The following is a 17751-nucleotide window of genomic DNA, read 5'->3' on the forward strand; positions in this document are numbered from 1 at the left end:
GACGAGGCCTCAGTGCTGCAGGATCTTGCCGAGGAAGGCCTCGGTGCGCGGATTGTGTTTTCCGGCGAAGAAGTCGTCGCTCGACCGGTCCTCGACGATTTCGCCCTGATCGATAAAGATCACGCGGGTGGCCACGCGGCGGGCAAAGCCCATTTCATGGGTGACGACCATCATCGTGATGCCGTCCTTGGCGAGACCGGTCATCACATCCAGCACTTCCGAGATCATCTCCGGGTCCAGCGCCGAGGTCGGCTCGTCGAAGAGCATGGCCAGCGGATCCATCGCCAACGCGCGGGCGATCGCCACGCGCTGCTGCTGCCCGCCGGAAAGCTGGCTCGGAAATTTGGCCGAATGATCGGCGAGGCCGACGCGATCCAGAAGCTGCATTGCCTTGCCGCGCGCGACGCTATCGGAGCGCCCAAGCACGATCCGCTGCGAAAGCATGATGTTGTCGATGATCGTCAGATGCGGGAACAGTTCGAAGTTCTGGAACACCATGCCGACGCGCGTGCGCAGGTTTGGCAGATCGGTCTTGGGGTCCCCGACCTCAATGCCGTGCACGCGGATAGACCCTTGCTGAAAGGGTTCCAGGCCGTTCACGCACTTGATCAGCGTGGATTTTCCGGACCCGGAAGGGCCACAGACGACCACGACCTCGCCGCGATCGACTTTCACGTTGCAGTTCTTCAGAACCTCGAACGTGCCATAGAATTTGCTGACGCCAGTGATCTCGATCATGCGCGGCCTTTCTCAAAGCGGGATATGGAAAATGGATTGAGCGCCCTGCCCGTTTCGCGGCCGAGGACAAGCTGCGCCGTAAGCTGTCCGACGAGCGGACCAAGGGTGTAGCCGTTGGATGTCACGGCATTGAAGAAGCCCGATTGCCGAGGATCCTCGCCAAGAATCGGGGCGCCGTCGATATTGATGTTCATCGCGGCCCAGCTTCTGATGACGTGCAGTTTGCGCAGCGCCGGCACGACATGCTGCGCCACCCAGAGATTGCCCTCGATACTCGAAAGCAGCGGGCGCGGGTGCTGGTGGACCGGGTCGAGCCCGGCGGTCCAGCCGCCGCCGATAATGAAATTGCCGTTGGCCGCCTGCTTGAGCGTCAGATGACGATCGGCGTGGGCGACGAGACAGAATATCGTCGGCGCGGCCGCTTCCGTCACGACCATCTGCAGCGGCGCACCGAAGACGGGCACATCAAGCCCGAGCAGCCCACCAACTCGAGACGAGAAGGCGCCAGCAGCGTTGACGACGCGCCGGGCGTGGACGGTGCCGCGCGAAGTGACGACTTCGAAGCCCTCGGCGACTGCCATGATGGCCATGACCTCGCATTGATCGAAAATCCTGGCGCCGGCAGCTTTCGCGGCATCAAGGATGCTCTGCGTCGCCACCAGCGGATTGATCTTGCCTTCCTGCGAACAGAAGGCAGCGCCCACGAATTGCGTCGAGAGCGCGGGCTCCATCTGCCGCAACTCGTCACGCCCTATCAGACGACAGTCGATGCCGGCCTTCTGCTCGACGCCAACCTTCTCCTGAAGGAAGCGCATATGGGCGTCGGTCTCCGCGACCATCAAGCCACCGGTAACCTTCATCTCGAAATCACGGCCGAGTTCACGCTGCAGCTCGCCCCAAAGCGTGATCGAATCCCGCTGGAGCGGCAAGGTCTGCGCGGCAGCACCACCCCCGCCTTCGGCCCGCGCGCCGTGGTCAAAGGAGAGAAGCTGCGCGTGCAGGCTTCCGGCATTGCCGCCGGATGCGAGCGAATTCGGGAAACTGCGTTCCAGCACCGCCACATCCTCTCCCGCCCGAGCAAGAAACAGCGCCGTCGAAAGCCCCGCGATACCGGCGCCGATGACGAGCGTCGAAACTCGTTTCAGCGGAAGCGGTTCGCTGTTTTCCAGCGGTGGCTTTTCCGGCAGAAGAGCCCGCATGTGGCCGCCCCATTCCGGCTTTTCGACCGCAAGTGCTGCAAGGGGAACCGGTCGCAGCGGCATTTGCGGCGCAAGAAATCCCTGCGTTTCAATCTTGGTGCGTCGCGCCCCGGCGATTGCCGCAACAGCGTCGCCACAGTAGCGCCCCTGGCAGCGACCCATGCCTGCGCGGGAAAGACGCTTCAGCGTCGCGATATCGTCGGCGCTGTCGGTCGCGAGCGCTTTCAAGGTTTTGGCCGTTACGCCTTCGCAGCGGCAGATAATGGCGTTGTCGTCCTGGCCCGCAATGGCGTTCGCCGAGGGCCGGGCGGCGAAGACCGCCCAGAGGGCTTTCTGGAACGCCCGGTGCCGCTCGAGCCGGCGTTCCGTCTTGTCGTCGCGTGGCACGGAGAGCCCAAGCTTGCGCGCCGCCGCCAAACCGGCCAGCCGGCCGGCTGCCATGGCGATATGCGCACCGCCAAAGCGGGCTGCCTCACCGACCACATGAACATGCGGCAAGGTGGTCTCGCCATCCGCCTTGCAGATTGTCGACAGCTTGCCGTCGACAAGTTCGTGACCGCAGCCGAGCAATCGCGAGAGTTCATTGGAGGGCGCAAAGTCGCCACCAATCAGGACGGTATCGGCCTGCAGAGTGAGAGCGCCCTTCGGACCGGAGATTGCCACTGTGTCGACGCCGGCCTCCCCGTCGATCGAGGTGATCGCGGTTTCCCAGTGGATCGGCACACCGGCCATACGCAAGGCAGCGACCTGACGCATGCCGTTGACCGCAAGCATCTTGTCGGCCGCGAGAAGTTGCAGACCGGCTGCCGGCTGTTTCCAGGGCGCCTGCGCCTTCTCCACCAGCGCGACGACTTGGCCGCCAGCCTTGATGGTTTCGATCGCCACCTGAATGTTCAAGGGACCGTTGCCGGCAATCACGATGCGCTTGCCGGCGACCGTGCCGTAGCTGCGCAGCAGGGTCTGCGCCGCGCCGGCGGTCATGACACCTGGCCGTGTCCAGCCTGCAACTGCCGGCGGACGCTCATGCGCACCGGTCGCGATCACAATCATTTTCGGCATGTAGTAGGAGGCGCCCGCAGGACCGTAGCAGGAGACGACAGTCGTGCCGTCAGCGCGACTTTCGGCGCCCCAAACAGTGGTGCCAGCGACGATCGTCACGCCGGCTCTGCGAACCCGATCGACAAGATCGGCCCCGGAGCGGGCCTGTTCGTCGGCACCGAGGCGCTGTGCCGCCAGCGCGGTCAGCGGTTGCTTGAAATACTGACCGCCAGCGGCGGTGCGTTCATCGACGACGGTCACGTGCGCCCCGGCAAGTGCCGCGGCCTCAGCGGCGGACAGGCCAGCCGGACCAGCGCCGATGACCAGCAGATCGGTCTGAATGGTTTCGATCCTCTCCGGAACGGCGGCGAGGTCGGCAACGGCGTCATCGACGATGACAGGCCGTGATCTCGGTCGCTCGATCGTCATCCCGGGCCGGATCGTTGTCATGCAGGCACGCTGGCTGAGGCGGCCATCGACGGTTACGAGGCAATCCTGGCAGACGCCCATGCCGCAGAAGATACCGCGCGGCTCATCCTTCAAGCCGCGCGAGAAATCATGCCGGCCGCCCGCCTCGATCGCAGCCGCGATCGTCATGCCGCGCTCCGCCGTGACGGCGACGCCGTCTACGACAATGTCGACACGCTGATCGGGCTGAGATTGGATCGGGGCGGAAACGGCCGACATCGACATGTCCTAGAGGCTGAAGGTCAGACCAAAGTCCGACACCAGTTTCTTCATGGCCGCGTCCTGCTGCTCGGGAAGCGGCAGACGTGGGGGACGCAGCGTTCCGGCGGGAAACCCCATATGCGTCAGCAGGGACTTCGAACCGGCGACATAGGCCTGTCCACCGACGGCCTGGATGATTGGAAGCCACTTCAGATACAAGGCGCGGGCCTCATCGAATTTCTTCTCGTCGGCGACGAGTTCGAAAATGCGCGCCATCGGACCCGGCGCGACGTTCGAGGCTACCGCGACCCAGCCCTGCGCGCCCATCACGAAGGACTCGAAGCCGAGGATGCCGCCGAACACGGTCATGTCGTCGCCCGCCAGCCGGATGATGTCGCGCACGCGCGTCACCTCAAGGGTCGATTCCTTGATGTAATCGCAGCCCTTGATCTCGGCGATGCGCTTCACGAGCTCAGGCTTCAGATCGACATTGGCGGTCGCGGGGTTATTGTAGACCATGATCGGGATCGAGACCGCGGCGGCAACGGTCTTGTAGTGGTGGACGAGTTCATCGTCGGTCGGCGTCGAGTAGAAGGGCGGGATGATCATCACGCCGTCGGCGCCCATCTGCTCGGCCCTGACGCTGAGCCGCACGCATTCGCGTGTATCCTCGGCACCGGTACCGATCAAGACAGGCACGCGGCCGGCAACGGTTTCGATGACCGTGCGGGCGACACCGTCGCGCTCTTCCTCGCTGAGCGACAGGAACTCGCCGGTCGATCCCAGCGGAATGAGGCCATGGATACCCTGGCGCACCTGCCATTCGGTGAAGGAGGCCATCGCCTTGAGATCAACGGCGCCGTTGGCATCCAATGGCGTAATCATCACGGTGTAAACGCCGCGAAACTTCTTGGTCATGTCAATATCCTGGTTCTAGCGCTTTTCGCTGACGGACAGCCTGGAATCGGACTGGCCGAAGCGCTTCTCGATATGCCTCTGGAATACATCCCAGAGCGTGGTCAAAAGGAGGTAATAGATCGCCGCCACTGCGAAGAGCTCCAGCACCATGAAGCGCTCCTGGATCAGCACTTGTGTGCGCCGCAGCAGTTCTTCCATCGAGATCACCGAGGTGACCGATGTCGTCTTCAAAAGCCCGTTCACGGAATTTCCAAGCGGCGGGATGATGACCTTGAACGCCTGCGGCATGACGACGTAGCGCATGATCTGGCGCTCAGTCATGCCAAGCGCGCGGGCAGCTCGCGTCTGCCCGATCGGAACGGCCTCGATGCCGGCGCGAATGATTTCGGCGAGATAGGCCGCCTCGTTGAGCGCCAGTCCCACAAGCGCCGCCTCGATCACCGAGAGGCGGATGCCGAACAGCGGCAGCGCCGTGTAGAGCGCAATCAACTGCACAAGAAGCGGGGTGCCCCTGAACAGCCAGATGTAGACCTTGGCAAGCGTCTGAACCGAACGCAGTCTCGAGCGGCGCATCATCGCCAGCGCGAAGCCCAATATCAGCCCTGCAATCAGCGAGACGACGGTCAGCCAGATGGTCGTTACCACGCCACCGAGGATGAAGGGGTTGAAGAGGTATCCGAAGAAACCCGACCAGTTCCAGAGCGACATCAATCCATTTCCTGCTCAAGGCGAGCGCGGGAGCCCCGCGCCTCGCCAGTCAATCGATTGTCCGGCTGCCCGATCAGCGGCCAGGACCCTTTACGGAATAGTCACCGGCGACCATCGGCATGCCGTACTTGTCGAACAGCGCCTTCAGGGAGCCGTCGGACTTCATCTCCTTCAGCGTCACAGAGACGGCATCCGCCAGCACGGTGCTCTTGAAAGCGACTGAAACCGGGGCCGGATAGAGACCGCTCAGGGCGCGTTTGAAGTCGCCGCGGCTGTCATATTCCTCGGCGACCGCGTCGATCGACACGACGGCCTGGACCTGACCGGCGCGAAGCGACTGGTAGGCGAGTGCGAAATTGTCGAAGGTCTGGATTGTCAGGCCTTCCTTGCCGGTGTCGCGCAGTTCCTTGTCGAGCAGGCGGGTCTTCGTTTCCTCGAAGCCGCCGATCTCGACGCCGACAGTCATGCCGGCGAGGTCATCCTTGGTGGCGACCTTCTTGTCTGAATCCGGCGCGATGGAAACGCTGATCGCCTGATCCTCATAAGGGATCATCTGCATGATCTTGGCGCGCTCCTCTGTGAAGAAGATGCCGGTATTGATCATATCCCAGCGGCCGGCCTGCAGGCCAGGAACCATCGCCGAAAATTCGATGCGGACATATTCCGGCTGGAGGCAAAGGCGCTTGGCGATTTCGGCGCCGAGCTCGACGCGCATGCCCTTCAGTTCACCGCTGGAATCGACGAACTGCAGCGGCGGCAATGTCGGATTGGTCGACATGACGAGTGTGCCGGGCTTGATTAGCTCGCCGGCTGGAACCTTGGGTTCGCAGGCCTGCGCGAAGACGGCTGATGCCGTCAGCGACAAGGATAAGGCGGCGAGAGCACCGCGAAAAATGAAAGAACGGGTCATGGATGGCCTCTGGAGTTGGTCTTTGAATTATGCTACCCAGTTTTGCATTCATCTGGGATCCCACTTTTATACATGGTTCTCTGAGACACGCAACAGGCATGAAGATGACATCAGTAATTTGTGAGAACGCCCTGACGGACCGCATCGAGATGCTCGCACATCGCCTTGCGCGCGGCCTCTGCGTCACGGGCGGCCAGGGCGGCAAGAATCGCTCGATGCTCCGAAATGCCTGGCTTGGCGCGCACGACAGCCATCTGGCGTTCGAAGATCGTAGTGTAGCGTCGCATGTCGCCAATCGTCGCCTTCATGAAGGCATTGCGGCTGTTGTCGGCAATGCAGCCATGCAGGGCATCGTCGAACTGCCACACGATTTCGGGGTCGGGGCCGGGATCCGCATCGATCGCATCGAGCATCGCCGTGAGACGCTCAAGATCGGCATCGGCGACGTGAGGCGCCGCCAAGGCGGCCGCGGTCGGCTCGATCAGCATGCGCATCGTCAGGCCATCGAGATAGTCCTTCAGCGAAATCACGCGAACGCAGAGAACGCCCTTCTCATTGCGCACGAGCAGCCCCTCGCCCTCCAGCCGGCTCAGGGCATGGCGCATGGGAGAGCGCGACACGGCGTGCTGGCTGGCGAGACGGCGCTGCTGGACAATGGAGCCGCCGGCGAGCCGGGCCGACAGGATATCAGCCAGAAGCAGGCGATACGTGTCGTCGGCAAGACTGGTCTCGTCGTTGGTTTCGCTAAGTCCATCGTCCATCGGGTCTCTTTCAGATTCTCGTCGGTATCGACTATCATATGCTGCAGCTTTGCGCGTAAAGGAATAAGCGAGGGGCTACATTGCCGGTAGAGGAAAAAGGCAAAGTGACAGACACATCGGTTGCTTCAGACGTGAAGATCGCCACGCGCGGTCAGCACAACCTAGCATCGCTTACCTATAAAGCGGTCTCGGACATGATTCGCCACCGCAGGCTCAAGGGCGGCCATGTGATTGTCGAGGCAAAGCTTGCCGAGACCCTTGGAATATCGAGAACGCCGCTGCGCGAGGCCCTGCAACGGCTTGAGGGTGAAGGGCTCGTCCGCAAGGGCGACGGCCGCAACTATGTTGTGCGCCGCGTGGACATTGGCGAATACCTGCAGAGCCTGCGGCTGCGCCTGCTGATAGAGCCGGAAGCCGCCGCCCTTGCCATCCGCAACATTCCACGCCGCCGGTTGATCGAGGTCAGGCGCGAGATCCACGATCTCCTCGATGCGACGGCCTATCATACGGACGCGCACTGGTTCTCCGACGACAATCTGCACAACATGATCATCGACTACTGCGGCAATGCGGTGATGGCCGAAGTGCTGCGTGAACTGCGTGCCACCACCCGCCTCTTCGAGATCGACAGGCTGAAAGACCGACTGAAGCCGGATTCGACCGAGCACCTTGTCATCATCGAGGCCATCGAACGCGGCGATCTCGACGCCACCCGTGGCGCCGTCGCCACGCATATCGAAAGCCTGATCTCGTTCACGCGTGACTATCTTGGTGCCGGCGAATAGAAGAGAGACCCGTGGGCGCACTCTAGCAACACGATGTCATCCATTCGGATTTACGCTCTTGAAGGGATCTGAACTGTCGATCCGTGTTACAAAACTAAGCAGCGCATTTGAAATGAGAGGATTTAATCTCGATATATTGTTTGCCCCGGAATGTGCAGGGAGAGTAGATCCGCGTCGTCGTCGCCGCGGAGGACAGCATTTGGTTGAAACGAGCAGCGTGTTGTCGGCAAGCCGGGGATGGTCTATCGAAGCGATCCGGACGAAGTCTGATAGATAGAAAGACACGAAACCGATGGCACGCAAGAACAGAGACGATTTCGCTTCGCAGGATTCTGACGCGGAGCCCGTCATCTGCCCGCTGTGCGAGCGAGAGATACCGGACGACCAGATCGAGGACACCATCTCGGTCCTAAGAGTAAGGGCGGCAAGATCACCTTTGCACCGGATATGTCATAGCCACATGCATGCAGCCTTTACTGACGCACAGCTGGCGAAGAAGTTCTCCACGATCGCCGCCACTCTTGAGGACCCCACGATTCAGAAATATGTCGGCTGGGTCAAAGCAAAACCAACAGGCTTCGAGAATGAAGCCGAGGAGCGTGGCCGCCATCGCTGAACTTAGGCGACGCAACAGCGCACGTCAGCCAGCAGATTGTCCGCTCAATTCAATGTTATGGCTACAACGAAACTCGAGGCGGACACAGGTACTCCGCGACCTACTATCCGAGATCATGGGCAAGTGCCCCCACGATCCCACCCGTGCCGCCGATCACGGCCCCAGACCGTTGAGATCAAGGCTGCCCACCTCCCCTTTACTCCACGAGATGGATGTATCGCGTTTCATCGGTTCGTTGCCTTATCGAGACGGAAGTTTGCGAGCACCGGCCGCAGCGCTACCGCCCTCACCTCTGACGTTAAAATTCGGCAAGCCTAAGGGCGATACGAAATCTCTCCATCAGACGCAGCGACCCAAGATAAACGATCATTTTTTGACCAAATGGTCAGCTTTTGGTCGCCACGCAAACTAACTTACCCCTAGAAACCAAAAATTCAAAACAAAAACAACGGCATATACAATGGCATAAATTTTGCTGACTTATTTTCGGTGTCAATATTGCCATTAGGGGAACGACATGACCGACAAGCCTCATTTGCCAGAAAACTCGCCATCGGATCTGAGCCTTATCTCACGCCGCACGCTTCTACAAAGCGCTGCGGTGGTGGGAGCCGCCACTGTAGTCGGAAACTTTACCATCTTCTCGCGCCAGGCGCAGGCTGCCGAGCCGCTGCGCGTTCTATGCTGGCCTGGCTATGAAGAGAAGGATGTGATCGCCGAGTTCGAAGATCTCCACAAGACCAAGGTCGAGTTTAAGATCTATATCGGCGGCGAGCAGATGCTGCAGTTCTTCGCCCAGACCGCGCCCGGCACATTCGATGCCATCATCTCTGATGCCGAATATGTGCAGAAGCTCAAGGCCAACAAGGCGATCGAGGCCTACAAAACCGACGGGATTCCGGAACTCGCCAACTACCACCCGAAGTTCCGCGATTTCGCACCAACCACGGGCGAAGTCGCCGGCACGGTCTACGGCATCCCGACGCGCTTTTCCTTCTATGGCATTTCCTACAATACCGACGAAATGTCGGCCGAGCAGGCTGCCGACTGGAACTCCCTGCTCGACCCTAAATATGCCGGCAAGATCGGCATGTTCGACTGGTATCTGCCGAACCTCGGCAATGCCAGCCTTGCCGTCAATCCGGGCAATCAGACGCCTTACGCAATCACCGACGACCAATTAAAGAAGGTCAAGGAATTTCTGGCCAAGCTGCGTCCACAGATCGGCATGTTCGGCTCGTCCAACCAACCGATTGCCCAGGCGATGCTGGCTGGTGACATCTTCGCCTCGCCGACCGGCGACCTCGACATCGATCTGAAGCTTGCCGGCTACGACAATTTCTCCTCGACGATCCCCAAGCAGGGTGGCATCCGCTGGCAGGAAGTCGCCTGCGTCTGCTCGGCCTCGAAGAACAAGGATCTGGCGATGGAATGGGTCAAGTATATGACCTCGCCGAAGGTCCAGTCGAAGCTCGTTTACACCAAGGCATTCAAGGCCCGCGGCCCGAACATGAAGATCGTCGACTACTGGGATGACGACCAGAAGAAGCTTCTCTCTTACGTTCCGGACCCGGCAAACCCCGGCAAGATGCTCGTCGAAACGCTGATCGACCGCTCCATGCCGCGCGGCCTGCCCGCCAACCAGCCGGAACAGGCCTGGATCGACATCTTCAACGAGTTCAAGACGGCTTGATGACCTCGCAGTAGCCCCTCATACGCCCTGCCGGGCACTTTCTCCCCGCTCGAGGGGAGAAAGAGACGAGCCGGGACCTCTCCGATCCCCTCGACCCGTTTGCGGGGAGAGGGTGGCCGAGCGAAGCGGAGGTCGGGTGAGGGGCTGGCCAGTGTTCGCGACATCCGCGTCCCTCCTTCGGGGGCTGCGGCCAATATTCAATCGGAGACCTGCATGTCAGCCGCGATGACCACCACCACACCCGATCTCGAACTCTTGTCGATCACCAAGCAGTTCGACACATTCACGGCCGTCGACAGCATCAATCTGAAGGTCGGCCGCGGCGAGTTCGTGGCAATCATGGGGCCTTCCGGCTGTGGCAAGACGACACTTCTGCGCATTCTCGCTGGCCTTGAGACCGCGTCGTCCGGCCAGCTCTATATCCGCGGCAAGGACGTTTCCGATGTGCCCGTCAACCTGCGTTCCACGCGGCTCGTCTGGCAGAACTATGCGCTCTTCCCGCATCTCGACGTCGCCGGTAACATCGCCTTCGGCCTGACGCTGAAACCCCACGACAAGGCAGTCGTCGCCGGCAAGGTGAAAGCCATGGCCGAACTTGTCGGCCTTTCCGATCTGATGGGGCGCAAGATCAGCCAGCTTTCCGGCGGCCAGAAACAGCGTGTCGCGCTCGCCCGCGCGCTGGTGACGGAACCGGAAATCCTGCTTCTCGACGAGCCTCTTTCCGCACTCGACGCGCATCTGCGTATTCGCATGCAGGGCGAGCTTCGCCGCATCCAGCAGCAGCTCGGCATGGCCTTCATCTATGTCACCCACAATCAGGTCGAGGCCTTTTCCATGGCCGACCGGGTGGTGGTGATGAACAAGGGCAGGATCGAGCAGATCGACGCCCCGGAAGAAATGTATGCCCGCCCGAAAACGGAATTCGTCGCCCGTTTCGTCGGCACGAACAATCTCTTTGCCGGCCGCATTCAGGAGGTCGGGCAAGGCCATGTCATCGTCCATTGCGCCCATGGCCAGGTCATGGTCTCGACCGAGGATCCGCCGCCGGTCGGCGCCTCGATCTTCGTCGTCGTGCAGGCCGACAAGGTGACGCCGGCCCCAACGGGCGTGGCCGGCGAAAACCGGCTGGATGCGACGTTGCGCGGCCGCGAATATGCCGGCTCGCACAATATCTACCTTCTCGATCTCGTTGACGGAACCGAAGTGAAGATGACCGTGCCGCAGGTTCTTCCTGTCGACATCAACCAGAACATCACCGCCTGGTTCTCGCCGGCCAATGCCTCGCTGATCCGGGGGGCAGCATGACGACAATGGAGCCCGCTGGCGAGACGCCCACCGCTAAACGCATGAAAACGCCGAATGACAGCCCGTTAAAAATCTGGTTCCTGGCACCGCTTGCGATCTGGCTGACGGTTCTCTTCCTGCTGCCGCTGATCTTCCTGCTCTGGATCGGCTTCTGGCGCGTCGAGAATTTTCAGACCATTCCGGATTTTTCGCTCGGTAATTACGCCGAAATCTTTGCGAGCTTCTTCTCGAAGTCGCGTTATGGGCTGGCGCTGATCCAGTCGCTCTGGGTGGCGATCACCACAGCCTTCTTTGCAACGATCTTGTCCTACATGGTGGCGCTGTCGATCGCCTTTGCCGTGCCGGCCCGCTGGCAGCGGCTGGCGCTGCTGTTTGCGATTGCTCCGTTCTGGTCGAGCTATGTGCTGCGGCTCTATTCCTGGCAGACGATCTTGTCGCGCAACGGCGTCATCAACTCGGTTCTGAAACAGTTGGGCTTGTCCGACTACCGGATCGACGTCATCTACACCCAGATCGCCACCCGCATCGGCCTCATCCATTATCTGGCGCCGATCCTGATCGTCATCCTCTATGTCAGCATTCTGGCCATCGACAAGGTGCTGATCGAGGCGGCGCGGGAACTGGGCTGCACACGCTGGCAGGCGTTTACGCGGGTCATCCTGCCGCTCTCCCGTTTTGGGCTGATGACTGCCGCAAGTTTCGCCGTCATCATTTCGCTGGGTGATGCGCTCTCCGGCAATCTGCTCGGCGGTGGTGCCGGCACCTCGATCATCGGCAAGCTGCCGACCTATGCCTCCATGATCATGTCTGACTATTCGAGTTCCACCAATCTGCCGCGCACGTCGGCGCTGGCGACGATCCTGATCGTGGTCATGGTTCTGGCGCTTGCCGCCGGCTTCGTGGCCGCCGACCGGGCGCGACGGAGGACAAGCTGATGACTGCAATCTCCAAAGCCAATCCCTGGATCTTTCTCGGACGCCTCTGGCTCGGCATCGCCTATGCCTTCATGTTCCTGCCGCTCGTGGTTCTGGTCCTCTTCTCCTTCCAGAAGAACCGCTTTCCGGGCTTCCCGCTGCAGGGGTTCACGCTGCAATGGTATGACAAGCTGTTTTCGGACGGCACGCTCCTGAATGCGCTCGGCAACACGATGATCGTCTCGCCGGCCGCCGCCACGATCGCGACCGTGATCGCCTTTTTCGCGGCCTACGCCTTCAACCGCTTCACCTTCCGTGGCAAGACGGTCTTTCTGGCGCTGGTGACCCTGCCGATCCTGATACCGCCGCTCATCCTTGGCGTCGGTTTCCTTGGGCTTCTGGCCCGCATTCACCTCTCCGGCACGTTGTTTGCGGTCTTCCTCACCCATGTCGTGCTGATCACCGCACCGGCGCTTGCCATTATACAGCTGCGGCTGGCGCAGATGCCGGCATCTCTCGAAGAGGCGGCATGGGATCTCGGCGCCACCGAATGGCAGGCCGTGACCAAGGTCGTGCTGCCCTTTGCGCTGCCCGGCATTTTTGGCGCCTGGCTGCTCGCCTTCACCTTCTCCTTCGACGAATTCATCATCGCCTGGTTCGTCTCCGGCTTTCAGCCGACCCTGCCGGTGGCAATCTATTCGGTTCTCGTCGCCGCCATCGATCCATCCTTGAATGCGATCGGCACCATCGTCTTCGGCATTTCCTGCCTCGTCCTCATCGGCCTCGAACTCGTCCTGCTGCCGCTTTTGGTCGGCCGGTCGAAAAACCAGTCATAGAGATATTTCATGCGCCTCCTGTTCCGGAATGCCACCCTTCTCTCCATGGACAAGACCCATGGGGCCACGCCGTTCACGGGCGACCTTCTCGTCGAAGGCGACCGGATTTCGGCGATCGGCACGGATCTTCCGCCGCCGCCCGAGACCCGCATCATCGATGCCTCCGGCAAGCTCCTGATGCCGGGCCTCGTCAATGCCCACCTGCATTCGTCGGAAACCTACTTCAAGGGCCGTTATCAGGGCACGCCGCTCGAAGTCTGGATGCTTTATTCCTATCCGATCCTGATGAACGACCCGATTTCGGAAAGGCTGCTTTACCTGCGCAGCCTGCTGACGGCGATGGAATCCCTAAAGGCAGGAGTGACGACACTCGTCGACGACTTTTTCGATCCGCCCGGCTTCGAAGCCGGTCGCCTGAAGCTAGTCTACGACGCCTATGATCATGCCGGCATTCGAGCCAATGTTTCCCATTGCGTGATCGACAAACATGTCTTCGACACCATGCCCTATCTGAGGGAGATCATGCCGGCCGCCCTGCAGGCCGAGGTCGAAGGCCCTTCCATCACCACGGCCGATTACATGGCCTATTGCCGCGATATCTTTTCTTCCCAGCATGGCCGCGCCGGGCGGCTCGGTTTCATGGTCTCGGCCTCCGCCCCGCAGCGCTGCTCGGTAGACTTGATGCAGGCCTGCGTGGCGCTGGCGCAGGACCGGGGCGTGCCCTACCACACCCATGTTCTGGAAACGAAAACCCAGGCGGTGACCGGCCCCGAATTCTACGGCAGAAGCCTCATCCGCTACATGCACGAGCTCGGCCTGCTGACGGAAAACACCACGATCGCCCATTCGATCTGGGTCAGCGATGACGACATGGCGCTAATGGGGGCCGCCGGTTGCTCGGTCGCACATAATGCCGTCTCCAACCTGAAGCTTGGTTCCGGCATCGCACCGATCCGCCGCCTGCTGAATGCCGGCGTGCATGTCGGCCTCGGCACCGACGGTCTTTCCAGCAACGACACGGCCCGGATTTTCGACGTGATGCGCTTTGCCGCATTGCTCCACGATATCGCCGCACCGGATACCGATGGCTGGATGACGGCCGCCGAAGTTTTGCGCTCGGCAACGATCGAGGGCGCACGCACGGCCATGCTTGACAGCATCACCGGCTCGCTGGAAGTCGGCAAGCGCGCCGACCTGATCATGCTCGACATGTCCGGTTTACGACTACATGCCGATGAACCGGCTCGACCACCATCTGGTTTATTGCGAGAACGGCTCGAACATCCGCATGGTCGTGGTCAACGGCGAGATCACCGCCGAGGACGGCAGGCTGCTGACAGTCAACGAGGCAGAAATCTTTGCCGAACTGCGCGAGCTCCTGCCCGCTTACATGTCCGAACATGCCGAACTCGAAAAACTCAACGCCCGCTTCGAGCCCTATATGCGGGAAATGTATCGCCGCGCTACCATCCAGGACATCGGCATGAACCGCTATCAGGGCGACCTGCCGCTCTGGCGCGGTGCCAATCATTGAGGACGCCGGCATGAGCATGTTTCTTCCGGCGCAGGTGATCCGAGCCAAGCGCAATCGCGAGATCCTTTCGGATGCCGATATCCGCCGCTTCGTCGAGGGTATCGGGGCGGGCGAGGTTTCCGAGGCGCAGATCGGCGCTTTCACCATGGCCTGTTTCCTGAACGGCATGACGCCGCAGGAGACGGCGGCCCTGACGCTCGCCATGCGCGATTCCGGCGATGTGGTGAACTGGTCGGGAAGTAGTTTCGCCCAGGAAACGATCATCGAAAAACATTCGACCGGCGGCACGGGCGACGAGAATGTCAGCCTGATCGTGGCGCCGCTTGTGGCTGCCTGCGGCGTGGCGATGCCGATGATTTCCGCTCGCGGGCTTGGCCATACCGGTGGCGAAGTCGACCTCATGGAGGCGATGCCGGGCGTGGTGATCGCGCCCTCGACCGAAATGTTCCGCCAAGCCGTGATTTCGGCGGGTGCCGCGATCATTGGCCCGACCCCAAAACTCGCGCCGGCGGATGCGGCAATTTATTACGTCCGTGATGTCACCGCGACAGTTGAATCGATCCCGCTGATCACCGCCTCCATCCTGTCGAAGAAGCTCGCGGCCGGCGTTTCCGGCCTTGTCATGAGCGTCAATTACGGCTCAGGCGCCTTCATGCCGACCTATGCCGAGGCGGAAGAATTGGCGAAAAGCCTGATCTCGGTCGCACGTATCGCCGGCCTGCCGATGGTCGCCCCGATCGTCGAGATGGACGAGATCATGGGGGACACGATCGGCAGTCGGCTGCAGCTACGCGAGGTGATTGATTTCCTGTCCGGGGACAAACAGGAAAGCCGCATCCGGGCGCTGGTGATGGATATCTCTGCCGAAATCCTTGTTATGGCAGGGCTGGCAACCTCGAAGGAGGACGCAACCGATCTCGCCGAAGCCCGCCTCGCCGATGGATCGGCGCTCGACCGTTTCCAGCGGATGATAACGGCTCTCGGTGGGCCGGCGGATCTCGTCGCAGATCCCGATGCATATTTTCCGGCTGCGCCGGTCATCGGGCCCCTCCGGTCACCATCGACCGGCTTCGTCCAGAAAGTGGATGCCTATGCGATCGGCATCGCCATGGTCAGCCTTGGCGCCGGCCGAAAAATGGCGAACGATCTGCTCGACCAGGATGTCGGCCTGACCGGAATGGTCCACATCGGCGATGCGGTTGTCGAAGGCGCCCCTCTCTGCATCCTGCATTGCCGCAGCCAGGCAGATTTCGATAGCGCGGCGAGCGCAATTACCGCTGCCATCACCATCGGCTCGACAAAGCCAGACCGCCGGCCGGTCATCATCGGCCGCCTTTCCACCCTCGATTAACAAGAGCCCAATTCAACAAGAGCTGAGAAAACCATGGCGTTTGCCCAGGAACACGCGATCACCGACATCTGCCTTCTCGTCAAGGACACCCAGCGCTCGATCGATTTTTATGTCGACAAGCTCGGTTTCGAGATCAACCGCCGCGCCGAGGGCTTTGTCGAGTTCAACGGGGCCGGCCTGACCCTCGCCTGCTGGGAGATCAATCACCTGAGCGAGAATACCGGTGTCTCGAATGCCAAGGCGGAAGGGCCGCACAAGGCCTGTATCGCCGTGCGCGTGCCGTCTCCGGAAGCGGTCGATGCTTCCTATCTCGAACTCAAGGACAAGGGCGTACCCTTCTACGGTGAGCCCACCGACTATGTCTGGAACGCCCGCGGCGCCTATTTCATCGGCCCGGACGACGAGCTCTGGGAAATCTACGCCTGGAAGGACGGCGGCTCAATGGGTAATTTCTAAGCCGCTCGCCCTTATCTCAGTTAGTGGCGGCTTCGACCGGTGCGTAACGCCAGGGCTCGATCATCGCCGGACGGCCTTGCAGCGACAGCGTCGCGGTGCGCGGCGCGGTTTCGGCGATCAGCTTGCCGCGACGGATGACGGCAAGCCGGTTGGCCTTCATCCTGACGGCCTCGATCGTATCGCGGGCTTCAAGCAGGACCAGATCTGCATTGCAGCCAACGGCGATGCCGTAACCTTCAAGCCCAAAGGTTTTTGCCGGGTTTTCGGTGATCGCCTTGAAGCAGGATTTAACCGCATCGCGGCTGGTCATGTGGCCGGTATGGACCGCCATATGCGCGACTTCCAGCATGTCGGCGCTGCCGAACGAATACCAGGGATCCATGCAGCTATCCTGGCCGAAGGCGACATTGACGCCGAGCGCCATCAGCTCCGGCACCCGCATCATGCCGCGCCGTTTCGGATAGGTGTCATGCCGGCCCTGCAGCACGATATTGGCGAGCGGGTTCGGCACGCAATGGATCTCCGCCTCGGCGATCAGCGGCAGGAGTTTCGAAGCGTAATAATTGTCCATCGAATGCATGGAGGTGAGATGCGAGCCCGCCACCCGGCCTTTGAGGCCAAGCCGCTGGGTTTCATAAGCGAGCGTCTCGATATGCCGCGACATCGGATCGTCGGTCTCGTCGCAATGCAGATCGACCATCAGACCGCGTTCGGTGGCAATTTCGCAAAGCGCCTTCACCGAAAGCCGGCCGTCTTCCATCGTTCGCTCGAAATGCGGAATGCCGCCGACCACCTCGACGCCCATGTCGAGCGACCGGATGAGGTTCTTCGCAGCCGTAGGTGACCGGTAAAAACCGTCCTGCGGGAAGGCGACCAGCTGCAGGTCAAGATAGTCCTTCACCAGACCCTTGACCTCGAGCAGCGCCTCGACGCCGACCAGCCGGTCATCGCAGACATCCACATGCGAGCGGACGGCCAGCAGGCCCTGAGACACGGCGAGATCGCAATAACGCAGTGCGCGCTCGATCACGGCCTCTTTGGTCAGGAGCGGCTTCAGCTCGCCCCAAAGCTGGATGCCTTCGAGCAACGTGCCGGAGCGGTTGAGACGCGGCGTGCCGAGCGACAGCGTCGCGTCCATGTGGAAATGGATGTCGATGAAGGGTGCGGTCACCAGCTTGCCGCCGGCATCGATCACACGGCCGGCCTCGGCGGTGATCCCGGCCTCGACCGCAACGATCTTGCCGCCGGAAACGGCGATATCGATGCCGGTCCGGTCATCGGGGAGATTGGCATTCTTGACGAGTAGATCGAAGGTCATCG

The 17751-nt window shown here is 61.2% G+C and carries 15 protein-coding genes and 1 pseudogene; 9 read left to right on the forward strand and 7 right to left on the reverse strand.

Annotated features, from left to right (window positions below; all coding sequences use genetic code 11):
- Positions 1-9 precede the first annotated feature (9 nt).
- The 6 genes from ACODTZ_RS28860 to ACODTZ_RS28885 form a co-directional block, all read right to left on the reverse strand.
- Positions 10-738, reverse strand: coding sequence for an amino acid ABC transporter ATP-binding protein (locus tag ACODTZ_RS28860; RefSeq protein ID WP_489029903.1), 729 nt, complete (start codon positions 736-738; stop codon positions 10-12).
- Complete coding sequence (locus ACODTZ_RS28865; protein ID WP_489029905.1) at positions 735-3662, reverse strand: FAD-dependent oxidoreductase; 2928 nt, start codon at positions 3660-3662, stop codon at positions 735-737. The genes ACODTZ_RS28860 and ACODTZ_RS28865 overlap by 4 nt, the downstream gene beginning before the upstream one ends.
- A 9-nt stretch (positions 3663-3671) precedes the next feature.
- Positions 3672-4562, reverse strand: a complete 891-nt coding sequence (gene dapA, locus ACODTZ_RS28870; RefSeq protein WP_489029907.1) for a 4-hydroxy-tetrahydrodipicolinate synthase — start codon at positions 4560-4562, stop codon at positions 3672-3674.
- 15 nt (positions 4563-4577) lie between these two features.
- A complete protein-coding gene (locus ACODTZ_RS28875) occupies positions 4578-5270 on the reverse strand; it encodes an amino acid ABC transporter permease (protein ID WP_018897918.1) in 693 nt (230 codons plus the stop codon).
- Between the two features lie 73 nt (positions 5271-5343).
- Positions 5344-6180 carry an ABC transporter substrate-binding protein gene (locus tag ACODTZ_RS28880; protein WP_489029909.1) on the reverse strand — a complete coding sequence of 279 codons (837 nt, stop codon included), beginning with the start codon at positions 6178-6180 and terminating at the stop codon, positions 5344-5346.
- 110 nt (positions 6181-6290) lie between these two features.
- Complete coding sequence (locus tag ACODTZ_RS28885) at positions 6291-6941, reverse strand: GntR family transcriptional regulator (protein ID WP_489029911.1); 651 nt, start codon at positions 6939-6941, stop codon at positions 6291-6293.
- A 104-nt stretch (positions 6942-7045) separates the two neighbouring features.
- On the opposite strand from ACODTZ_RS28885, the gene ACODTZ_RS28890 reads away from it, so the two are divergent.
- The 9 genes and pseudogenes from ACODTZ_RS28890 (at position 7046) to ACODTZ_RS28930 (ending at position 16431) form a co-directional block, all read left to right on the forward strand.
- The gene (locus ACODTZ_RS28890; protein WP_489029913.1) at positions 7046-7726 is read left to right on the forward strand and encodes a GntR family transcriptional regulator; all 681 of its coding nucleotides are present in this window, start codon (positions 7046-7048) and stop codon (positions 7724-7726) included.
- Positions 7727-8018: 292 nt separating this feature from the next.
- A complete protein-coding gene (locus ACODTZ_RS28895) occupies positions 8019-8342 on the forward strand; it encodes an HNH endonuclease (RefSeq protein ID WP_489029915.1) in 324 nt (107 codons plus the stop codon).
- A 517-nt stretch (positions 8343-8859) separates the two neighbouring features.
- The gene (locus tag ACODTZ_RS28900; RefSeq protein ID WP_489029917.1) at positions 8860-10035 is read left to right on the forward strand and encodes an ABC transporter substrate-binding protein; all 1176 of its coding nucleotides are present in this window, start codon (positions 8860-8862) and stop codon (positions 10033-10035) included.
- Between the two features lie 213 nt (positions 10036-10248).
- Positions 10249-11340, forward strand: a complete 1092-nt coding sequence (locus ACODTZ_RS28905; protein ID WP_489029919.1) for an ABC transporter ATP-binding protein — start codon at positions 10249-10251, stop codon at positions 11338-11340.
- On the forward strand, positions 11337-12275 hold the full coding sequence (locus ACODTZ_RS28910; protein WP_489029922.1) for an ABC transporter permease: 939 nt from the start codon (positions 11337-11339) through the stop codon (positions 12273-12275). Before ACODTZ_RS28905 ends, ACODTZ_RS28910 begins: the two co-directional genes overlap by 4 nt.
- Positions 12275-13090 (forward strand): ABC transporter permease, encoded by an 816-nt coding sequence (locus ACODTZ_RS28915; RefSeq protein WP_052214526.1) that lies wholly within the window; start codon positions 12275-12277, stop codon positions 13088-13090. Before ACODTZ_RS28910 ends, ACODTZ_RS28915 begins: the two co-directional genes overlap by 1 nt.
- A 9-nt stretch (positions 13091-13099) precedes the next feature.
- Positions 13100-14624, forward strand: a pseudogene (locus tag ACODTZ_RS28920) (amidohydrolase family protein).
- A 10-nt stretch (positions 14625-14634) separates the two neighbouring features.
- Positions 14635-15975: a thymidine phosphorylase gene (locus tag ACODTZ_RS28925; protein WP_489029925.1), complete on the forward strand. Its 1341-nt coding sequence runs from the start codon at positions 14635-14637 to the stop codon at positions 15973-15975.
- Positions 15976-16008: 33 nt separating this feature from the next.
- Complete coding sequence (locus tag ACODTZ_RS28930; RefSeq protein ID WP_489029927.1) at positions 16009-16431, forward strand: VOC family protein; 423 nt, start codon at positions 16009-16011, stop codon at positions 16429-16431.
- A 16-nt stretch (positions 16432-16447) separates the two neighbouring features.
- Here the strand turns inward: ACODTZ_RS28930 and ACODTZ_RS28935 are convergent, their stop codons facing one another.
- Positions 16448-17749, reverse strand: coding sequence for an amidohydrolase family protein (locus tag ACODTZ_RS28935; RefSeq protein WP_489029929.1), 1302 nt, complete (start codon positions 17747-17749; stop codon positions 16448-16450).
- Between the last annotated feature and the right edge of the window lie 2 nt (positions 17750-17751).

It is taken from the genome of Rhizobium sp. FG113 (assembly GCF_057809895.1).